A 21,698-nucleotide genomic window follows, 5' to 3' on the forward strand; every position below is an offset into this window, starting at 1 on the left:
GAATTCACTCCTGTTTTAAAAATCTCCTGGTTCCGTTTGTTTTGTTTTTAGATTGCCATTTAAATCCGGATTTTTTGGCAATGTTTCGTTGTTATTAGAATCAGAATTAGAATCGACTTTACTATTGTTATTCAAGTCGAAAACTTCCCCTTCAAATGCATTGACGAAAAAGTTCTCCGTTTTTTCATCATTCACTACCGTAAAATGCCAAGTAGGAACTAATAATTGTAACTCAGGTGATTGAACCCTTGTATAATATCCTAATTCGGGCTCCTTTATATGACTTTTTCGCTTTAGCAATCCTTTATTATGCAGGGTATCAATGAGTTTTAACGGTGCAAGAACATCCTTCTTTTTTAACTCATCGTCAATATTCAAATTCAATAATGTCTGTTCATACGAGACAATTTCATTTTTATCATTTAAATAAAAGGTAATTTGACCATTAATATTTTGAAAAATTCTCTTACCCTGATATGTTTGGAAATAAGTTACTTTTTTCATATTTTTATCGTATTTCCAAAAGGAATACTGGTCACTGAACAAAATGTTGTTGTCCTTCATAACCTTATCCATAGACTTTTCATCTATTTGACCAGAAATGAGAATGGGTTTATTAAAATACGATGTAATGTCTGTTCCGTCCTTTGTCAGTAAGGCAGATTGATTTTTCCCCAGCTTCTTAATGTCTTTATTTGAAAATATCTTGGATTTCGCCTTTATATACTGGCTGCTGATCTTATCCTGTGGAAGTGGGTCATACGTAATTTCATCTGCCTTTAACCTATCCTCATCTGAAGTATTTTGAATAACATCTATTTGACTCTTGGAATATTTATTAAAAAGCTGTGTCGCCAAAAATAGGTCAAGGATAAGGAAAACAAGAATAAACATCGTTTTTGTCTTACTCCATTCCATTTTGACCCCTCCCTATCTCTGAAACTGGGGACCATGTGCCATCATATAAACAATACCATGTTGGTTTAAAATTAAGTAGTCTATCCGAATTGCTGGCCGAATTTTCTGTTTCCACGATTGTCAATTGATAACCCAACTCAAGATCACGAATACTATTCTTTTGGACATGTGGAATGGCTAATAAATCTTTTAATACTTGCTTTCCTGTTTTCATGGTTTCATCGGAATAATCAAATAGCGCATCCAAAGATATGAATGGACGACGGTACTCCTGAATATCTTTTTCACCCCAAAATTGCTGAATCTCCGCCATATCATTCGAATTAAATACTGGATACCCATCCTTAAATAAACGGAAGTCTACCTCGTGACTATTATTATTTAAAGAGAAATAACGATAGTCGTCTGTCCATCCTCCATGTTCATTCACAAACTCAATACTTTGTTTTAATAAGGCCTTTGGATCCGATTTATAAGCTGAGTTTTCCGATGTATTAACAAATGAAAATACGTAATTTTTTAAGTCTGCTTTCATTAAACTAGTAATGCTAACATATTCTGTTTTATCATTTGTTTCGCTTTTTTGTACAGAAGCTGGATCACTAAATAATATCCTCTTAAAAATGTCTAAATCATGCTTATCTATAGTGAATTCATAGTTTTTCATAGTCGTTGGAGAACTAGGTAAATATGTGTAGTGGTTATTGCCTAGCTCCACAAGTTCGTACGGTTGATATTGACTTTGCTTTTGCTTCGTTTTATTCAAAAAAGATCGAATTTCATTATTACTCACTGAAGAGGCAGCCAATTTACGGTTCTCTGTATCAATAAAATATATATTTTTTTCCTTTTGTGCTCCTTTTGCAAAATCCACTACTATTTTATCAAAATACACATTGGAAGAATGTTTTTTATTGAATTGAAGAATCCCTCGATAAATTTCAAATGGTACTCGGCTTGGAAAGTCAATTTCCATATGGTTATTTTCTTGTATAAAATAACGAAGTTCCGTTTCAGTTAATGTCCTTTGTGAACCTATATCAAAAAAATGCAAACCCTGTATATCATGTATTACACGATCTATCTCTGAATCTTTAACCGTTCCCATATGAGTATCATTTTGATGAAGCACAATTTTGGACGGCTTAATCAAATCTGGTATCTTTTTAGGATCCGAAATAGGGGTATTCGTGACATCCTGCTTGATAGATTCGTAACTCGGTTTATACGTCCAAATGGTCCATGTTAAGAACATACTACACGCGACTAAAAGTGTTAGAATAATGGTTTTTATTGTTTCAAACTTCATGACCAATCATCCTCTAGTGAACGGTCGAATGGTAGGGATATGTTAATCGTTGTACCCTTTCCTTCCACGCTGTTTGCAGAAATGGATCCACCATGAGCCTCTACCATTTCCTTGGCAATAGCCAGCCCTAAACCTGTTCCGCCCATTTGTCGTGTCCTTGCTTTATCGACACGATAGAACCGTTCAAATATCTTCTTCAATTTATCCTTTGGTATCCCTAGTCCTTGATCGGAAATACTGATTACAATGGATTCTTCCTGAGCTTTGACTCTAAAGGTAATTTGCCCTCCTTCAGGCGAATATTTAATTGCATTAGAAATAATATTATCCAGGATTTGCGTCATTTTATCCTCATCCATCTCAACAAACAAAGCTTCATTAGGAAGTTTTCGTTTGAAAGTGATATATTCAGGCTTTGTCATTTCAAACCGATCAATAATATGATGGAAGAATTCGATAAAATTAATCCAATCCTTAACTAATGGATCGTCTTCCCGATCCATCTTGGATAATTTAAATAAGTCGTTTACCATACGAATCATTCGCTCAGTCTCATTTTGAGTGACACTTATAAACCTTGGTGCAATTTCTTTGTCTTGCCATGCGCCATCTGCGAGAGCTTCCAAGTAACTTCTCATTGTTGTTAATGGAGTCCGCAACTCATGAGAGACATTGGCTACAAATTCACGGCGTTCCATATCAATTTTTTCTTGCTCCGTGATATCGTGCAGCACAATAATAATCCCACTAACGAATCCTGTCTCACTTTGAATCACAGAAATATTTCCTCTTAAAATATAAGTATCTTCATCTGTGCTAAAATCAAGAATAATAGAATCCTGTTGATTTAGTAAATCGTTAAACGTATGATCTTTTTCTATACGTAAGGTTGTGACGATGTTTTGAGAAAGAACTGTTTCACGTGAAACATCAATCATTTCTATTGCAGCATCATTAATAAGGATAACCCGACCCCGTCGGTCCGTTGCGATAACACCGTCCGTCATATTGGATAAAACCGACGTTAACTTTCTTCGTTCCCCTTCTGTTGTCGCCTGGGCTTCCTGCAGCTTTTTCGTCATATGGTTGAATGAATAAGCTAACTGACCGATTTCATCATTTCCATATACTTTAACCTTCCTGGAGAAGTTCCCTTTAGACATTGCCAATGCTTGTCTTCTCATATCCGCGATTGGCCTCGTAATCGTCTGAGCCAACACAATCCCTAGTATCGCCGTTATTATCATAGCAATCGCAGTACCAGTTGTGAAAATATTATTAATTTCATCTAATTGATTGTATACTGATTCAATTTTAGAAACTAAATATATATATCCATATATTTTCCCATTGGATTCAATAGGAAATGTGAGTATCCATATTCTTTTTTTCGTAGAAAGGTCGAAATAAACCTCATCCTGCTGTTCTTCTGTACTGGTGGCTAGCTTGATCAATTCATTAGTCATTTTTTGACCAACTAACCCCTGGTTATCCGAGTCAGATGTACCTAATATAACACTTCGGTTATTCACTACTCTGACCTCAGCAATATCAGACACATTACTATAACCGGATAATATCCTTTTAATCTTTGTTGAAGTATCTTGATCTTCCTTATCCGTTAATACATCTAAAAGACTATATTTTATTGTTTTTGTACGAAGTACAATCGAGTCTTTAAAGTTCTTGACCATTTTTTCTTCTAATTTGTTTACAAAGTAAACACCGATGATTTCCATTGCAAACAAGATTAATAAAATATAAATTAATACAAACTTCACATGAATAGATTGTAAAAAGCTTACTTTTTTCATTACATTACTCCTGTTCAGGATTGCGCAAGTAGTAGCCTACTCCCCTTCTTGTTACAATCCAAGCCGGATGACTCGGATTATCCTCCACTTTCTCGCGAAGGCGACGAACGGTTACGTCCACCGTCCTAACATCTCCATAATAATCATAGCCCCAGACAGTTTGTAGCAAATGTTCACGGGTCATTACTTGGCCTATATGCTGAGCTAAGTAATAAAGAAGCTCAAATTCCCTATGGGTCAACTCAATCGTTTCACCTCGTTTTGATACAACATAAGCATCAGGATGTATGACCAGAGATCCTATTGTAATTTCGCTGTTTACTTCCTCTTCCTCCGATGCAGGAATCGCTTGATGTCGACGTAGATTAGCTTTTACCCGGGCAATTAATTCTCTGGTACTAAAGGGCTTTATTACATAGTCATCTGCACCTAATTCCAATCCTAAAACTTTATCGATTTCAGTATCCTTTGCAGTTAACATAATTATTGGCATTTCATATTTCTTTCGTACCTCTCTACAAACTTCCATACCATCGCGCTTTGGAAGCATAATATCCAGTATGAGAAGGTCTGGTTGAACCTCTTCGACCATTTTTAACGCTTCTTCTCCATCATAGGCACAATAAATCGTGTAGCCTTCCTTTTGGAGATTAAATTGAAGTATATCTGCAATCGGCTTTTCATCATCCACCACTAATATTTTCTTTTCCATTTTGTACTCTCCTCAAAACAAATTAATAAGTGTAATCAATTTATCCTCACTTTGGTAGATATCCTTCCCCATATAAAGATTAGGATTTCCAACCAAAAAAAATCTTTATTTCAAATTAATGTTGCTTTACAATATTCATTCTATATTTTTGCTACAAATCCTCTATTTTAATGTATCATGTTATCCTCTTTAATTCATCTATTACACAATAAATGCTTCTTCCAATTAAACCACTACTTGGATTAAAATTGACTAAGTATGCATTATATACAATCATAATAGAAGCATGGGTAAAACAGGAAATTTATCCTGTATGGGGGACATTATATAGAATACGAAAAATGTTTCGAAAAGCTGGGGGTACTTTTTAATGCTCAAAAAAATCCCTCTAGGAAACCTAGAGGAATTGGTAGATTTTATCTTAAATATTGTAGAGGATTTTTTAAATTTCCATTTTGATAAACTTCAAAGTGTAAATGGATACCAGTTGCGTCACCAGTAGCACCCATTACACCAATATCTGCTCCTTTTGACACAGTTTGTCCAACGGAGACATTAATAGAGTTTAAATGTCCGTATATCGTAACAAACCCATTCCGATGATCAATTTTGATCATATTTCCATAGCCACCATTATCCCAACCTGCAGAAACTACTATTCCATTATCTACAGCTCTGATTGTACGGTTACTTGGCCTAGCAATATCAATCCCTTTATGGAGTTTCCCCCATCGATATCCCATTGTACTAGAGATATATCCCCCGTCTGTTGGCCAAGTAAAAGAACCGGAGCCTCTTGATGTAACTACTTTGGTTCCTTTTACTACAATGTTTGTAACCGGTTTTTTAATAATTTCTTCCTTTTGAACATTTTCCTTTATTACGTTGCCGTTTTCCTCTGTTACAACGTATGTTATAGCAGTTTTACCGTTTTGTCCTTTTTGCTTAACCTTTGTTTCGCCTTTAGCCATTGATTTATCTTCTATTATTTCTTTTTTATATGGTACCTTCTCTTCTTTATAAGTTTCCTTATGTACAACGACATGTACTATTGGTTCATATGCCGTTACCTTTAATTGCTGACCAATTTTTAAGGAATCCTCTTTAATTCCAGGATTCATCTTTAATAGTTGTTTTACCTTTAAATTATGTTTCTCCGCAATCTGTCCTAAAACATCTCCATCTTTAACAGTATATTTTTTTTCTGTAAGAGTACCTTTAAGTAAATAGTTTACAGCTTGATCTACTGTTAAAATTTCATCTGGGCTAATTTCACCATTCTGAATTGAAACTTTTTCCCCGAGACTAACGTCTAATATACTTGATTGATTCTTTTTCAATGGTGGTAAAGGTTGCCTTGCATTTTCTTTACCCTTTATTTCCGCTAAATCTGTCTTTGATATATAGTGCAACTTCAATTTCTCTATTACTGTATTCGCATCTTGTTCATTTTGAACATATACTATCGGTTGACCATTAACTAAAATGCCGGATGCTTCAGCTTTAATGGTAAGCAGCTCTGACGCTTTTTGTACTGCTTCATTATCATCTGTTATAGGACGAAAGACTTGTTCAGGGATATATGTGATTTTGTTGCTAATATCAATTTGATCATTTCCATATTGATTTTGAGCGTTATGTATTTTTGAGTCTGCCAATTTTTCAATAATTTCCTTATCAGAAACCGCGCCAATGTATTGCTGATTTATATAGACGTGATAAACAGTTTTTATTTCTGTTTCCGCATTCGTAGATGTATTAGTGAGGGATAAAGTTAATATAAATAATGCTATAATGACTGCAATTTTAAATAGATTACTAGCCTTTATTTTATTTAGTGATATAAAATTGGAAGTAAATCTTGGATTTCTCCCTTTCCAATTCATTGTTAAACCCCCTATATATGATACCTTTCTATCTTTTATACTAGGTAAAAATATTCAAATTTTTTCAGCACTTTTATAAGATAACATAAAATAATAGATTTAAAGGAGATTTTTTCGTAATGTAACATAATTGTATAAATAGTTACAAAATTAGCTCTTTACTATCGACAATTTCTGCATTATTTTGTCCTAAAAAGCAGAGAAATATCGAGGATTTAGTGGGACTATAGTATTCCCTATTAAATGCTCAATTTATCGATTAGCGCAGTAATTTATTTTCACAAACATTACAAATGTATTACAAGAGGTATTGAAATAAAAAAGCACCGCGAGAGTCTTTGTCATCGCAGTGCTTTTTGGTAGATGGCTCGGGACGGAATCGAACCGCCGACACAAGGATTTTCAGTCCTTTGCTCTACCGACTGAGCTACCGAGCCGTAATTATATTCATTTCCTAAACATAGCTTGTAGTCGCTTCGTAGATTATTCGATCGTGCTCTACCGACTGAGCTACCGAGTTATTATAATATTTAGTAAATTCCTTTGAAGAATATCGACTAGCTACTCAGTTAAGATATTTTTTATGAAATGGCGGTCCGGACGGGACTCGAACCCGCGACCTCCTGCGTGACAGGCAGGCATTCTAACCAGCTGAACTACCGGACCAGATTTTTTTCAAGCTCTCTTGAAAATAATTTATATTAATGGTGAGCCATGAAGGACTCGAACCTTCGACCCTCTGATTAAAAGTCAGATGCTCTACCGACTGAGCTAATGGCTCCAATTATTATTATAAAATACCGTTGTTTCGCTTTTTCACTTGAGGCNCAATTATTATTATAAAATACCGTTGTTTCGCTTTTTCACTTGAGGCATCTACGACGTCCAGCTTTCAGTAAGCCTATTCCAGTAGTGGCTCAAGCTGTACGCTGGGTGCTCAGCTTCGTAGATTATTCATCGTGCTCTACCGACTGAGCTAATGGCTCTCAATTTCATTTTGATTTCATCTATCTCAACAACATGTTCTATATTACCATACAGATTTTATATATGGCAACACATTTCGACAAAATTTTTTCATAAAAATTTTAAAAGGTGATTCTTAAATGAAATCACCTTTTAATTTGGAGTAATTCACCACCTCTTAACGAGTGGATTATCTCCATACACTATAAATTACATTTGTTTGTGAACGATCAGGACCAACAGAGAAAATGGATAATGGGATACCTGTCAATTGTGACACACGTTCTAAGTAATGACGTGCATTCGCTGGAAGCTCATCTAATGATTTGCAGCCAGTGATATCCTCTGTCCAGCCTGGAAGTTCTTCATATACCGGTTCACATTGTTCTAGAATTTTCAAGCTTGCTGGAAATTCTTCAATTATTTGATCTTTATATTTATAAGCAACACAAATTTTTACTGTATCAAGACCTGTTAAAACATCTATAGAGTTCAGTGAAAGGTCCGTTAATCCACTAACTCTTCTTGCATGTCTTACCACAACACTATCAAACCAACCTACCCGACGTGGACGTCCTGTAGTTGTACCGTATTCACGACCAACCTCACGGATTCGATTACCTATCTCATCCTTTAATTCAGTTGGGAACGGGCCGTCTCCTACACGAGAAGTATATGCCTTGGCAACCCCTACTACGTGGTTAATCTTCGTTGGTCCAACACCGGAACCGATTGTTACGCCTCCTGCAATTGGGTTGGAAGAGGTAACAAATGGATAGGTACCTTGGTCTATATCAAGCATTACTCCTTGCGCACCTTCAAAAAGCACTCTCTTAGCCTCATCTAATGCATCATTTAACACAACAGAAGTGTCACAAACATATTGCTTGAATTGTTGTCCATATTCATAATACTCATCTAATATATCTTCTAATTTAAAGCCTTCTGTTTCATAAATTCTCTCTAATAAACGATTTTTTTCCTCGAGATTGCGTGCAAGTTTTTCTTCAAATACTTCACGATCTAATAAATCAGCAATTCGAATACCGATTCTTGCTGCTTTATCCATATAAGCTGGGCCGATGCCTTTTTTCGTAGTACCAATTTTATTTGCACCTTTACGTTCTTCATCTACCTCATCTAATTTAAGATGATAAGGAAGGATGACATGTGCACGATTACTAATACGAAGGTTATCCGTTGCAATGCCTCTATCATGTAGGTATTTTAACTCCTCTACAAGTGCTTTGGGATCAACAACCATTCCATTTCCTATCACACTTGTTTTATCCTTATAAAAAATTCCAGATGGAATAAGATGAAGCTTATAGGTTTCGCCATCGAAACGTATCGTATGTCCTGCATTGTTTCCACCCTGGTAACGAGCAATAACCTCTGCATTTTCGGAAAGGAAATCCGTAATTTTACCTTTTCCTTCATCTCCCCATTGACTACCTACTACAACTACTGAAGACATTCTTGAACACCTCCGGAAATTTAATTATTCACGGTCTTCATGTAACAACATACCTATTTTATCAATTCCCATAAAAAAGTCAACCAAAACACGAACAATAATAGATTAATAATATTTATTTATTCGTAATTTGTTGAAATCACCCTATAAAAAAAAGAAATTGGTAATCTACCAATTTCCATCATGCACCAGCAGGAATCCCTGCGTCATCGAATCTTCTTTCTAAATTAACAAATTTATTGTATTCCTTCACAAAGGCTAAAGAAACTGTTCCAACCGGGCCGTTACGTTGCTTGGCAATAATAATCTCAATGATATTTTTATTCTCTGATTCTTTATCATAGTAATCGTCGCGATATAGGAAGGCAACGATATCCGCATCCTGCTCAATACTTCCTGATTCACGGATATCAGACATCATTGGACGTTTATCTTGACGTTGTTCTACACCACGTGATAACTGTGACAAGGCAATAACTGGAACTTCTAGTTCACGAGCTAAAGCTTTTAAAGACCGGGATATTTCAGAAACCTCTTGTTGGCGGTTCTCGTTAGATCTGCCGCTTCCTTGTATCAATTGCAAATAATCGATTAAAATCATTCCCAGTCCGTGCTCTTGTTTTAATCTTCGGCATTTGGAACGGATTTCATTAATTCGAATCCCTGGCGTATCATCGATAAAAATACCAGAGTTCGATAAACTTCCCATTGCCATCGTTAATTTTCGCCAGTCCTCATCTGTTAAAGAGCCGGTTCTTAAATTTTGCGCGTTTATATTTCCTTCGGCACAAAGCATACGCATAACAAGCTGTTCTGCCCCCATCTCGAGACTGAAAATAGCTACATTCTCTCCTGCCTTTGTTCCTACATTTTGGGCTATATTCAATGCAAAGGCTGTTTTCCCCACTGATGGACGTGCGGCAACTATAATTAAATCATTACGCTGAAAACCAGCAGTCATGCTATCAAGCTCTGTGAAGCCAGTAGGAATTCCGGTAATATCGCCTTTTCGATTATGAAGAAGCTCAATATTATCATAAGTACGTACAAGTACATCTTTAATATTATGAAATGCCCCAGCATTCTTGCGGTTAGCAACCTCCATAATGCTTCTTTCGGCTTCACTGAGCAATTCATCTACTTCATCTTCTCTTGTATAACCTTCAGTAGCAATGGTTGTTGCAGTTCTGATTAATCTTCTTAGCAGCGATTTTTCCCCTACGATTTTAGCATAATACTCAATATTTGCAGCAGTAGGTACAGAACCCGCTAATTCACTTAAATAACTAATACCCCCAATATCCTCCAATTGTTTAGTCGCAGCTAATTCTTCTGCTACCGTTACTAAATCAACCGCTTTTCCCTCATCATTAAGCTTTAAGAAAATATTGAAAATGATTTGATGGGCATTTCGATAAAAGTCCTCCGGAATTAAAATTTCTGAAGCAGTAATGAGTGAAGATGGTTCAAGAAATACAGCACCTAACACAGCTTGTTCCGCTTCAATATTCTGAGGCGGCATACGATCCGCTAATAAATCACTCATACATCTAACCCCCTAATCATTAACGGGAAAATTTTAAAAGAGCAAGCGCCTTGCACATCGACACGTTGAAATCCGCTTGCCAATAGGCTGCTTGCGCTAGACAGAATCTATACTTGTTACCTTATTTTTATAATAAAAAACTCATACGTTAAACAAAAAAATGTGATCAAATAATAAGACCACATTTATAAAAACACATGTTGAACGGTTTCTCCATTCATACGACTATTCTATTTTATCATGAACTGATATTTTTGTAGCTGGCAAATTTAACTTTCTTCTGTAACATGTACATTTAATGTAGCTGTTACATCTGAATGTAATTTTACAGGTACTTTTGTATATCCTAATGCACGAATAGCATCATTTAATTCCATTTTACGCTTATCGATTTGAATATTATGTGCCTTCTTAAGCTCTTCAGAAATTTGCTTACTTGTAATAGAGCCGAATAATCTTCCGCCGTTTCCTGATTTTGCTTTTAATTCAACCGTAATTTTTTCTAAAGCTTCTTTTAGTTTTTTTGCTTCTTCTAATTCTTCTTTTGCCAACTGTTGTTCTTTTTTCTTTTGAGCTTCCAAGCCTTTTAAATTAGCCGTTGTTGCTTCTACAGCTAATCCTTGTTTGAGCAAGAAATTGTGTGCATATCCATCTGCTACATTTTTTGTTTCGCCTTTTTTCCCCTTACCTTTTACATCTTTTAAAAAGATTACTTTCATGATTTTGTGCTCCCTTCCATGTATTCATCAATAGCCTGAAGTAGCATTTGTTCGGCTTGTTCAATGGTCACATCTTTCAATTGAGTAGCGGCATTAGACAAATGACCGCCGCCTCCTAATGCTTCCATTATAACTTGAACATTCACATTTCCCAAGGAACGTGCACTGATTCCTACTTCATTTTCTCCTCTTTTTGTAATGACAAAGGATGCAGCTACTCCATCCATCGTTAATAACGTATCTGCAGCCTGTGCGGTAACAACGGGGTCCACCTTTTCTTTATTATCCCCCTTGGCAATCGCGATTCCTTTTGCATAAAACTTAACTGTTTCAATAAGCTTCGCTCTTTTTACATACGTATTAATATCTTCTTTTAAAAACTTTTGAACTAAAACAGTATCAGCACCAAGTGTTCTTAAATACGAAGCTGCATCAAAGGTTCTCGAACCAGTTCGTAAAGTAAAACTTTTTGTATCTACAATAATTCCTGCTAATAAAGCTGTTGCCTCCAGCATATTTACTTTTTCATCCTTAGGCTGATACTCAAGCAATTCTGTAACCAATTCAGAAGTCGAAGAAGCATATGGCTCCATATAAACTAATAAAGGATTTTTTATAAAATCTTCGCCTCTACGATGGTGGTCGATTATTACCACATTTTCAATCCTTTTAATTAGCTTTTCTTCAATCACAAACGACGGTTTATGTGTATCAACAATGACTAACAGTGATTCATCTGTCGCCATTTCTAAAGCCTCATCCGGTGATATAAACCGACTAGACATATCTGGATTCTGTTTTACTTCGTCTATTAATCGCTTTACCCCTGTGTCCACTTCGGAAAAATTTATAACAATATATGCTTCCTTATGGTTCATTTGAGCTACTTTTCGTATTCCAATTGCGGCACCAATTGCATCCATATCCGGATACTTATGCCCCATCACAATAACTTTATCACTTTCCAGCATTAACTCTCTCAATGCATGCGAAATAACGCGTGCTCTTACCCGTGTTCTCTTTTCAACCGGATTTGTTTTTCCACCATAAAATTTTACCTTTCCATTTAACTGCTTCATCGCTACCTGGTCTCCGCCTCGACCAAGCGCTATATCTAAGCTTGACTGAGCTAGAGCACCTAAATCAGGTAATGCAGGTATACCTGAACCAATTCCAATACTTAATGTTAATGGCACGTTTTGCTTTGCTGTCGTTTCTCTAACCTCATCTAAAATGGAAAACTTATCCTTCTCTAGTTCTCGCAGTATTTTTTCATTAAAAATGGCAATAAACCGTTCTGAAGATATTCTTTTCAGAAAAATGCCATACACCGTTGCCCATTTGTTCAGAATCGAAGTAACTAAACTATTAAGGCTGCTTCGCGTTTGATCCTCCATACCTTGAGTCAGTTCATCATAATTATCTAGAAAGATAATTGCGATCACAGAGCGTTCGTCCATGTAATGTTTTTCAATTTCCATTTGTTCTGTGACATCAAAAAAGTATAAAAGCTTTTCCTCCAATTTCAGGATCACCTGGTACTTACGATCATTTATTGTAATGGTTTCGGAAGCCAATTCCTGTTTAATCGATGGCACTAATGATTCAGCCACATCATATAGTGACCTTCCTACAAGGGTATCTTCGTTAAAACAGGATGCCATAAATTGATTCGTCCACTCAATAAAATAATCATCATTAATCAGCATAATCCCTATCGGCATTTCCATTAAAGCTTCTTCTCCAACTCGTTTAACCCGGTAGGAGAGAGTAGAAATGTACTCTTCGATATCCTCATGAGATTTTCTTTCAAATAAAAAGGCGAAATAAAATAATATACCTAATAAAATAATTCCAATTACAGAAATCCACCAATAGAAAATCGCTATGACACCTAAAAGGGCTAATGATATCGCGGCTAAGCCATATAACGGATATCGAACCATTCGCTTGCTAAAATTGGAAGGCATGAAATCAGCTCCTTTCAGTGAATTTATTAAAGCTCTTTTCTTAGATATTTTTGCTTTTATTTACGAAATCCCCTAGTTACAACCTCTTTAAGATTGTAACTCGATAAATTTCATAAGAAAAGATGCCCCGAAACCTTGCCAGCTTACAATGTATCACAAATGACGTTAAACCATAATTTATGAAGGATACCTTCTTGATTATCATCCTCTTAGCTTACTTCTTATGTCCATTCCTAAATCGATTATACCTAATACCAGGATAATAAACATAAATGGGGAGAAGACGAAGGCAATAACGGTTATCAAGGAAAGAATACCTTTTGACCATTTTAAAATATAACCAAAATAATAGATAAGTGAAAAGCCTTGAATTAGCATTAAAACTTGAAAGATAAATGCTAGATTCAACAATGCCATCGCGAAATAGCTGCCAGATTTTGGATTAACCAGCAATGATAAAATCATGATAATTAAATAATACCATAATACACTTTTAGGTAGTTGTATTTTATGAAAGGGCTCCCATTTAGGTACTTTCACCCCAAAACGTCTAGCTAAAGGGAAATTAATGATTATGAACAACCCTACGAATAAAAATGAAGAAATCACCAACAACGATGGGAACATGGTTTGAAATAGCGATAGAACGGTATGTAATTGCGAAGTTACTTGATCTGCCTGTGCCAGACCTTTTACCTTTAATAATTCAGCAGATTGCTCAAACGAATTTCGAATCGATTTAATGGTGTATTGTAAGAAATTCACATGGAAAAACTTAATGGAAACCATATATCCAATTAGGAGCTCAATTAGAAAAGTAAGGCTGGATGCAACATAAATAATAAATTTAGACTTTTTTATTTTTACACTGTAGCCCATAACAATTCCTATTGTTCCAAGGATAATGGAAAATGGAAGGAAAAATACCGTTCCAATTAATGCAGAAACGACCAAACTAGCAATAAAAAAAACAAACGAATACTTAAAGGGATGTTTTGCACTGTATAGAAGAAATGGAAGGACTAGAAACATCGTTGTTATGATATTAATAAATGGGATATATAAACAAACTAATAACAAGATTGTATATACTGCTAGCAGCATAGCTCCCTCAGTAATTACTCTGGCATTTTTCACTTTTTCACTTCTTACCCCTTTCTCACTACCTATAAACAGTTCAGCATGGCTATATTTTACCATAAGATATTGGATTAATGAAAAGTACACTCCTACTATTCCTATTGTCTCTTACCATTCAAGCTTATAATATACATTCTGCAATGTTTATGTTTCAATTTCAACTTGGAACTGTACCTATGACACTAATCATATAAATTAAAAAAGACAGATTGCTTTGTATCTCAATCTGTCTGATAAAAATAATATTTTGTCTTTATTAAAAGTTTGATTCGGTTGAAAGTTTAATTGTAACTTCTTTCTTTTTACCTTGATGGTAAAATTCGACCTTTACACTAGATCCAGGCTTCTTATGATTATATATATACTTCCTTAATTCAATGATATCTCGTACCTTTTGCCCATCCAGTTCAGAGATTACATCAAATCTTTGCAACCCTGCTTCTTCGGCTGGTGACCCTTGAGAGACATCTGAAATCATTACTCCCTCGCTAAGAGGACTAGTTAGCCCTAAAGATTGTTGTTGATAGTAAGAAGGGACATCACTGATATTTTGCAATGTTACCCCCATAGTTGGTCTTGTAATTTTCCCTTTTGTCTCTAATTCTTGAATGATTGGTTCTACATTGTTAATCGGAATAGCAAGGCCTATCCCTTCTACTGATTCTTCCGCTATTTTCATTGAATTTATACCAATTACTTGTCCCGCAGCATTAATAAGTGCCCCGCCGCTATTTCCTGGGTTAATGGCCGCATCTGTTTGAATGACTTCTGCCTCCCAATCCTCTTGACCATCCTCATCTAAATCAATTGGCACCGTTCGGTTCACGCCAGAAATAATCCCTTGCGTAACCGAACCTGAGAATTCTTCCCCTAAAGGATTTCCTATAGCAATAACGGGTTCACCAAGTTTAATAGAATCGGAATTTCCAAATTGTGCTACTGTCGTTACTTTACCTCCATCTATTTCAACCACGGCTAAATCATTCCAAATATCACTGCCTACTAGCTTTCCCTCTAGCTTTTCTCCATCTGATAAGGTTACCTCTAATTTGTCCGCATTTTCTACTACATGATTATTAGTCACTATATATGCCTTCCCATTGGCCTTTTTGTAGATGACACCAGAACCAGAACCACTTTCTTGGCTTTGGCTATTATCGGTTTGATACCAACTGCTGCTAGTTTGCGATTGTATATTCGTTATCCCAACTACAGCCTTTTCTGTTTTTTCTACCGCATTTGTAATATTTGTTGTTAAGTTTAACGATACGTTTTTTACCTGGGTAGTTTGAGTAGTAGCTGGCTTTACATTGTTTTGCAAAGAATTTGCAGTAGCATCGGTTGCAGAGATTCTACTTTCAATATTAGGAAGAATGATAGATACAGCAACTGCACCAGCAACCACTCCTAAAAGGCTGGATGCAAAATAGCCCGATTTTTTAAATTTTGATTTAGAAAAATCTTTTGGTTGATTTGAATTGAAGTTATTATCCATTATAACCATCCTCTCCGTATAAATTGTTTGTATTCTTTAAACGCAAGCTATATTTCATCTTCAGAAGATTAAAAGTAATTCTAGGTTAGTTAAGTATGCTTATAAATTATCAAAGAAATATTAACTTACTCTTAACTGTGTATAATTAATTACAAATAAAAAAGTACCCTGCAATGAACAGGGTACCGATAAAAAGGGGGTAAAAGAAAAGGTTACCTATGAACCTACTGCTATTTATTGTCCTTACATGATTTAATATAGCAGGGGAAAATTAAAATTAAATTAAAATTAAATTAAAATGGGGAAAAATTAATTTCCATATTTTATTTAAGTTATATATTGGTGAAAGAAGGGACTCGCAAACCCAATTGAAATACATAATAATAAAAATCTGTATGGAGCTGAAGAGAGCAAGAAAATATAATTAGTAGCCAGGATACATACCTCTTATATTAGCCCAATAACCGCAAGGAAATAGATTGGAAAATATAAATTGTATCCATTCGCCATAGATTTATGGAGAACTATCCGTTAATATTATTAGTCCATTACATGTACTGGTAAAATGGGAATGAGGAACAATTTGACCCTCGGATTAGAACTCGTTGGAGATTAGGAGCAAAAATTATAAAACCAATTCGTAAAGCCATAATTGTGAAGGAATCCATTAAGGAATGGGAGAGTAGACAAATATAAAATTTCCCTGAGAGTGGAATGCATATAATAAAGGAGTATTGCAACCTATTCAATTTGTATTAAAGCAGGATTTTGGTATTTACGATGACCCGAATGTTTGGATGATTTATAGGTGTTAGGCAATTAAAACTTATTACTATTGGTATAATATAGATTTCCACATAAAAAAGGACACTCAAATGAATGGAGTGTCCTTTGATTCAAAATTATTCACCAGAAACATATGGTAATAATGCCATTGTACGAGCACGTTTAATAGCAATCGTTAATTTACGTTGGTATTTTGCGCTTGTACCAGTTACACGACGAGGAAGAATCTTTCCACGTTCAGAGATGAATTTTTTAAGTAAATCTACATCTTTATAATCGATGTGTGTAATTCCATTTGCTGTGAAATAGCAAACTTTACGGCGTTTACGTCCGCCTCTGCGTCCACCTGCTGCCATGTTATTTCCCTCCTTTTCTTATTAGAATGGAAGATCATCATCTGAGATGTCAATCGGTTGACCATCATTAGAAAATGGATCTTCATCCACGCGAGTATAGCCTTGGTTGCGCTGTTGATTCTGATTATTGCCAAATGGATTGCCCTGATTTCTTTGGCCACCGCCATAAAAATCATTATTGCCGCCACGTTCAGGTGAGGCATTTCTAGGCTCTAAGAATTGAACACTTTCTGCCACCACTTCTGTGACATATACGCGTTTGCCATCTTGTCCTTCATAATTACGAGTTTGTAAACGACCGTCAACGCCTGCTAAACTACCCTTTTTCAAAAAGTTAGCTACGTTCTCTGCTGGTTTTCTCCAAACTACACAATTAATAAAATCTGCTTCCCTTTCACCCTGCTGATTCGTAAAAGTACGATTTACAGCAAGTGTAAATGTGGCAACAGCTACCCCACTTGGAGTATATCGCAAATCAGGGTCCTTTGTTAATCGACCTACTAAAACTACGCGGTTCATCATCAGAATCAACCCCTTCCCATAAGCTTATATTTCACGTGAAACCAAATGTCATTTTATATAAACACAAATTATTCTTCTTCTTTAACGATGATGTGACGGATAATATCTCCGCTAATCTTTGCAAGACGGTCAAATTCTTGAACCGCTTCTGGGTTTGAGTTAACTTTCACTAAACGGTATAAACCGTCACGGAAGTCCTCAATTTCATATGCAAGACGGCGCTTGCCCCAGTCTTTAGATTCGATGATTTCCGCACCTTGAGTTGTTAATACGTTATCAAAACGCTCAACTAAAGCTTTTTTAGCCTCATCCTCAATATTTGGACGGATAATGTACATAATTTCGTACTTTTTCATCTTTCTGTCACCTCCTTATGGACTATGCGGCCCTTTTTATTATAAGGGCAAGGAGCAATGTATTTAAACGTTCATTACTCACAAGTACAAAGTATACCATAACAATCACCTAATTGCAATGATTGTTCTAACTTCAGTCTTACCATTAGCATTATATGTATGTTTACATTAACACAAACATATGTTCTTGTAAATTTATTTTTAAATTTTGTTTAATACTTTTTCACTTATAAATAGAAAAAGGCAGTGCACGCGCTCTGCCTTTTCTATTAAACGTTGAATCTAAAATGCATAATATCTCCATCTTGTACGAGGTATTCTTTTCCTTCAAGACGAACTCTTCCTGCCTCTTTTGCGGCAGTCATCGATCCTGCTGCCATTAAATCATCGTAGGAAACTGTTTCTGCACGGATAAATCCCTTTTCAAAATCAGAATGAATAATTCCAGCACATTGCGGTGCCTTCATTCCCTTTTTGAAAGTCCATGCCCGAACTTCTTGTACACCTGCCGTAAAATAAGTAGCAAGTCCTAGCAAGCTGTAGGCAGCCTTAATTAATTGATCCAAACCTGATTCTTTAATTCCAAGTTCTGCTAAAAACATTGCTTTTTCGTCATCCTCAAGTTCAGCTATTTCCTCTTCTATTTTGGCACAAATAACAATTACTTCCGCATTTTCTTCTTTAGCAAATTCCCTTACCTTTTGAACATATTCATTATTCGTCGGGTCAGCCACTTCATCTTCCCCAACATTCGCAACATATAAAACAGGCTTACTTGTTAATAGATGTAATCCTTTAACGAGCTTTGCTTGTTCTTCTGTAAATTCAACCGAACGTGCTGGTTTATCAGCCTCAAAAGCCTCTTTTAATTTTACTAGGACCTCATATTCTGCCACTGCGTCTTTATCTTTTTGCTTTGCCAGCTTTTCTACTCTGCCGATTCTTTTTTCTACTGACTCAAGGTCAGCAAGAACCAATTCAAGATTAATGGTTGTAATATCATCAATTGGATCCACTTTTCCAGACACATGTGTAATATTACCATCAGCAAAACAACGTACTACATGACAAATTGCATCCACTTGGCGAATATGGGAAAGAAATTTATTTCCTAACCCTTCTCCTTTGCTTGCTCCTTTTACAATCCCGGCAATATCCGTAAATTCAAAAGCCGTTGGCACAGTTTTTTTCGGTTGAACAAGTTCTGTTAATTTATTTAAACGTTCATCTGGAACCTCAACAATTCCCACATTAGGATCAATCGTACAAAATGGATAGTTTGCAGATTCTGCCCCAGCTTTTGTTATTGCATTAAATAATGTAGACTTTCCGACATTCGGCAATCCTACAATACCCGCTGTAAGCGCCATTCTTGGTCACTCCTCTAAAAATCTATTTATTAATTCAAAATTCCATTCCTCTTATCTTTTGCGAAAAATAAACCTTTCACAATTATATGGATAATATAACAAATGCGCAAGCGCCTTGCACACCAGCATATGGATTTCTTGGTCACGGGCTTGAGATAAAGGAGACACAACGAGAGGCGAATCAATATTGACTTATCGTAGGGATGAGATGGAGAGATCCACTAGCTGATAGGCGCTGTAGCTAGATGTAGACTATTTTCTAAAATTAACTGAGGTGTAGATTTACAATTTGTACCTTCCAAAAATAATAAAAAAGCATGAATCTATTCTTCATGCTTTACTAAAATCTTCTTCATTTTTCTAGTGAATTCTTTACGGGGAATCATAACACTATGACCGCATCCTTCACATTTTATACGAATGTCCATCCCCATACGAATGACCTTCCAACGATTTGTTCCACACGGGTGCTGCTTTTTCATTTCAACAATATCATTTAGCCCAAATTCTTTTTGCTCCATGATTTATTCCCCCCTATGAACCCGATGATTATAAAGATCAGCATCTTCATTTCGAGAATACATTACAAGCTTCGGAAAAGGTGCTTTAATTCCATTAGCATCTAAAGCCAGCTTAATTTCCTTTCGCAGCATTCTTGCGATATACCAATGATACATTGGCTTGGTTTCTGCAACCACTCTTAACATTATATCGGAAGTTCCTAGTTGTTGAACACCTAATAATTCTGGTAGACTAACTATTTCCTCATATTTATTTGACATATTTGGCAATAATTCCTCTATAACTTTTTCAGCCTTTTCTATATTTCCATCATAAGGTATATTTATATCTACTACCGCTAAACTATTGTGTATGGAGTAATTTGTAACCTCGGTAATTCTTCCATTAGGTAAGATATGCAGTTCCCCTGTCCAACTTTTAATCTTCGTTGTGCGCAGCCCTATTTCTTCAACAGTTCCAACATATTTTCCAATCCCTACATAGTCTCCTACGGAAAACTGGTCCTCAAAAATAATAAAAAAACCCGAAATAATATCGCGAACCAGACTTTGTGCGCCAAAACCAACCGCAAGTCCTACGATTCCTGCTCCAGCCAATAACCCCTTGACATCAATAGTTAATAACGAAAGAATAGTTATTAAAGCTACAAAATAGACTACATAAGTAATAATATTTTCAAGTAGTTTCTGTAAAGTATTTTCTCTTCTTTCTGAAATACGAAGCGGTGATTTTGATCGTACTCTAAAAATATTTCGAATTGCCGCTCTCCCAATTTTAATAACAATCGAAGCTATCACAAGAACAACAATAATTTTTAATATAATTTCTCCAATGTTGACCCATAAATCTTCGTCAAGCAATTTAGCAATTGCACTGTTTACTATTTTCTCAAGATAACTCAAGTGGGCTTATACCTCCTTTTCCCTCTCCAAGTAATATTATTTTATCAAGATTTTTTTTATTTTTGTATGAAAGCAACTTACTTGTATCCTCTGTTTATTATTCCAATATAAAATTAAAACTTTTTACCAATTAAAACTAAAAATACATCAATTACGCCATTAACATGTAAATATATTATTTTTCCAAACTTTCCATACTCTATGTATAGAAAAATACATTCCTCCGTATACTGTTAATACCATTAACAAGGGGTGGACAGTATGAATATTGGCAAAGGCCTTTTTGATCGTAAAATAGAAGAAGTTAAAATTCCATATGATGATATTACTGCCAAGGGCACAGTTGCGAGGCATTTATTATCCATGCTACCTGAAGAAATAGAAATACCAATTATTATTGTTTGTATTGGAACTGACCGTTCAACTGGAGATTCATTAGGTCCACTTATTGGAACTTTTCTTAAAGAAAAGGGAAAGTCTCCTTTTCATATATATGGGACACTCGAAGATCCCATACACGCTGTAAATTTAGAGGAAAAACTTCAAGCAATAAAAAGTACATATGAACACCCTTTTATTATCGGTATCGATGCATGTCTAGGAAAACTAAAAAGTGTTGGAATGATACAAATTGGAGATGGACCTGTTAAACCTGGGGCTGGTGTTAAGAAGGAATTACCATCTGTTGGAAACATGCATATTACCGGCATAGTGAATGTTAGTGGATTCATGGAGTTTTTTGTATTACAAAATACCCGCTTGCATTTAGTTGTAAACATGGCCAAAACCATTGCAGACGGAATATACAGAGCTGGACTTTCCTATCGATATCAACATTCTTTGCTGAAACTAAAATGGAGTGAGGGTCAAGAAAATACTATTTAAATTTGAAAGGAAGAAGATAGGTTATACAATAATCTACCTTCTTTTTC

At 35.6% G+C, this 21,698-nt stretch carries 18 protein-coding genes and 3 tRNA genes; 1 reads left to right on the forward strand and 20 read right to left on the reverse strand.

Annotation, left to right across the window (positions count from 1 at the left end; genetic code table 11):
- Nucleotides 1-15 precede the first annotated feature (15 nt).
- From CWO92_RS19060 to CWO92_RS19155, 20 genes are all read right to left on the reverse strand, one after another.
- Nucleotides 16-918, reverse strand: coding sequence for a two-component system regulatory protein YycI (locus tag CWO92_RS19060; RefSeq protein WP_101355804.1), 903 nt, complete (start codon nucleotides 916-918; stop codon nucleotides 16-18).
- Nucleotides 905-2,227, reverse strand: a complete 1,323-nt coding sequence (locus tag CWO92_RS19065; protein ID WP_101355805.1) for a YycH family regulatory protein — start codon at nucleotides 2,225-2,227, stop codon at nucleotides 905-907. Before CWO92_RS19065 ends, CWO92_RS19060 begins: the two co-directional genes overlap by 14 nt.
- Nucleotides 2,224-4,041, reverse strand: coding sequence for a cell wall metabolism sensor histidine kinase WalK (gene walK / locus CWO92_RS19070; RefSeq protein ID WP_101355806.1), 1,818 nt, complete (start codon nucleotides 4,039-4,041; stop codon nucleotides 2,224-2,226). Before walK ends, CWO92_RS19065 begins: the two co-directional genes overlap by 4 nt.
- Nucleotides 4,042-4,045: 4 nt before the next feature.
- Nucleotides 4,046-4,753, reverse strand: coding sequence for a response regulator YycF (gene yycF, locus CWO92_RS19075; RefSeq protein WP_101355807.1), 708 nt, complete (start codon nucleotides 4,751-4,753; stop codon nucleotides 4,046-4,048).
- Between the two features lie 416 nt (nucleotides 4,754-5,169).
- The gene (locus tag CWO92_RS19080; RefSeq protein ID WP_101355808.1) at nucleotides 5,170-6,639 is read right to left on the reverse strand and encodes a peptidoglycan DD-metalloendopeptidase family protein; all 1,470 of its coding nucleotides are present in this window, start codon (nucleotides 6,637-6,639) and stop codon (nucleotides 5,170-5,172) included.
- A gap of 364 nt (nucleotides 6,640-7,003) precedes the next feature.
- A tRNA-Phe gene (locus tag CWO92_RS19085) sits at nucleotides 7,004-7,076 on the reverse strand.
- 152 nt (nucleotides 7,077-7,228) lie between these two features.
- Nucleotides 7,229-7,305, reverse strand: a tRNA-Asp gene (locus tag CWO92_RS19090).
- Nucleotides 7,306-7,344: 39 nt separating this feature from the next.
- A tRNA-Lys gene (locus tag CWO92_RS19095) sits at nucleotides 7,345-7,420 on the reverse strand.
- Between the two features lie 375 nt (nucleotides 7,421-7,795).
- Nucleotides 7,796-9,082 (reverse strand): adenylosuccinate synthase, encoded by a 1,287-nt coding sequence (locus CWO92_RS19100; RefSeq protein WP_101355809.1) that lies wholly within the window; start codon nucleotides 9,080-9,082, stop codon nucleotides 7,796-7,798.
- Between the two features lie 181 nt (nucleotides 9,083-9,263).
- Nucleotides 9,264-10,628, reverse strand: coding sequence for a replicative DNA helicase (gene dnaB / locus CWO92_RS19105; RefSeq protein WP_101355810.1), 1,365 nt, complete (start codon nucleotides 10,626-10,628; stop codon nucleotides 9,264-9,266).
- Between the two features lie 269 nt (nucleotides 10,629-10,897).
- A complete protein-coding gene (gene rplI, locus CWO92_RS19110; protein WP_101355811.1) occupies nucleotides 10,898-11,347 on the reverse strand; it encodes a 50S ribosomal protein L9 in 450 nt (149 codons plus the stop codon).
- A complete protein-coding gene (locus tag CWO92_RS19115; protein WP_101355812.1) occupies nucleotides 11,344-13,317 on the reverse strand; it encodes a DHH family phosphoesterase in 1,974 nt (657 codons plus the stop codon). The genes rplI and CWO92_RS19115 overlap by 4 nt, the downstream gene beginning before the upstream one ends.
- A 201-nt stretch (nucleotides 13,318-13,518) precedes the next feature.
- Complete coding sequence (locus CWO92_RS19120; protein WP_165786726.1) at nucleotides 13,519-14,544, reverse strand: YybS family protein; 1,026 nt, start codon at nucleotides 14,542-14,544, stop codon at nucleotides 13,519-13,521.
- 169 nt (nucleotides 14,545-14,713) lie between these two features.
- On the reverse strand, nucleotides 14,714-15,952 hold the full coding sequence (locus tag CWO92_RS19125; RefSeq protein ID WP_101355814.1) for a S1C family serine protease: 1,239 nt from the start codon (nucleotides 15,950-15,952) through the stop codon (nucleotides 14,714-14,716).
- A 902-nt stretch (nucleotides 15,953-16,854) separates the two neighbouring features.
- The gene (gene rpsR, locus CWO92_RS19130) at nucleotides 16,855-17,094 is read right to left on the reverse strand and encodes a 30S ribosomal protein S18 (RefSeq protein ID WP_055741618.1); all 240 of its coding nucleotides are present in this window, start codon (nucleotides 17,092-17,094) and stop codon (nucleotides 16,855-16,857) included.
- 21 nt (nucleotides 17,095-17,115) lie between these two features.
- The gene (gene ssb, locus CWO92_RS19135) at nucleotides 17,116-17,616 is read right to left on the reverse strand and encodes a single-stranded DNA-binding protein (RefSeq protein ID WP_101355815.1); all 501 of its coding nucleotides are present in this window, start codon (nucleotides 17,614-17,616) and stop codon (nucleotides 17,116-17,118) included.
- Between the two features lie 68 nt (nucleotides 17,617-17,684).
- Complete coding sequence (gene rpsF, locus CWO92_RS19140; protein WP_101355816.1) at nucleotides 17,685-17,972, reverse strand: 30S ribosomal protein S6; 288 nt, start codon at nucleotides 17,970-17,972, stop codon at nucleotides 17,685-17,687.
- A gap of 269 nt (nucleotides 17,973-18,241) precedes the next feature.
- A complete protein-coding gene (ychF, locus tag CWO92_RS19145; RefSeq protein ID WP_101355817.1) occupies nucleotides 18,242-19,342 on the reverse strand; it encodes a redox-regulated ATPase YchF in 1,101 nt (366 codons plus the stop codon).
- 323 nt (nucleotides 19,343-19,665) lie between these two features.
- Complete coding sequence (locus CWO92_RS19150) at nucleotides 19,666-19,863, reverse strand: DUF951 domain-containing protein (RefSeq protein WP_101355818.1); 198 nt, start codon at nucleotides 19,861-19,863, stop codon at nucleotides 19,666-19,668.
- A gap of 3 nt (nucleotides 19,864-19,866) precedes the next feature.
- Complete coding sequence (locus CWO92_RS19155; RefSeq protein ID WP_101355819.1) at nucleotides 19,867-20,766, reverse strand: mechanosensitive ion channel family protein; 900 nt, start codon at nucleotides 20,764-20,766, stop codon at nucleotides 19,867-19,869.
- Between the two features lie 261 nt (nucleotides 20,767-21,027).
- On the opposite strand from CWO92_RS19155, the gene yyaC reads away from it, so the two are divergent.
- On the forward strand, nucleotides 21,028-21,651 hold the full coding sequence (gene yyaC, locus CWO92_RS19160; RefSeq protein WP_101355820.1) for a spore protease YyaC: 624 nt from the start codon (nucleotides 21,028-21,030) through the stop codon (nucleotides 21,649-21,651).
- The last annotated feature ends 47 nt before the right edge of the window (nucleotides 21,652-21,698 follow it).

The sequence above is a fragment of the Heyndrickxia camelliae genome, assembly GCF_002844575.1.
Lineage (GTDB): Bacteria > Bacillota > Bacilli > Bacillales > Bacillaceae_C > Margalitia > Margalitia camelliae.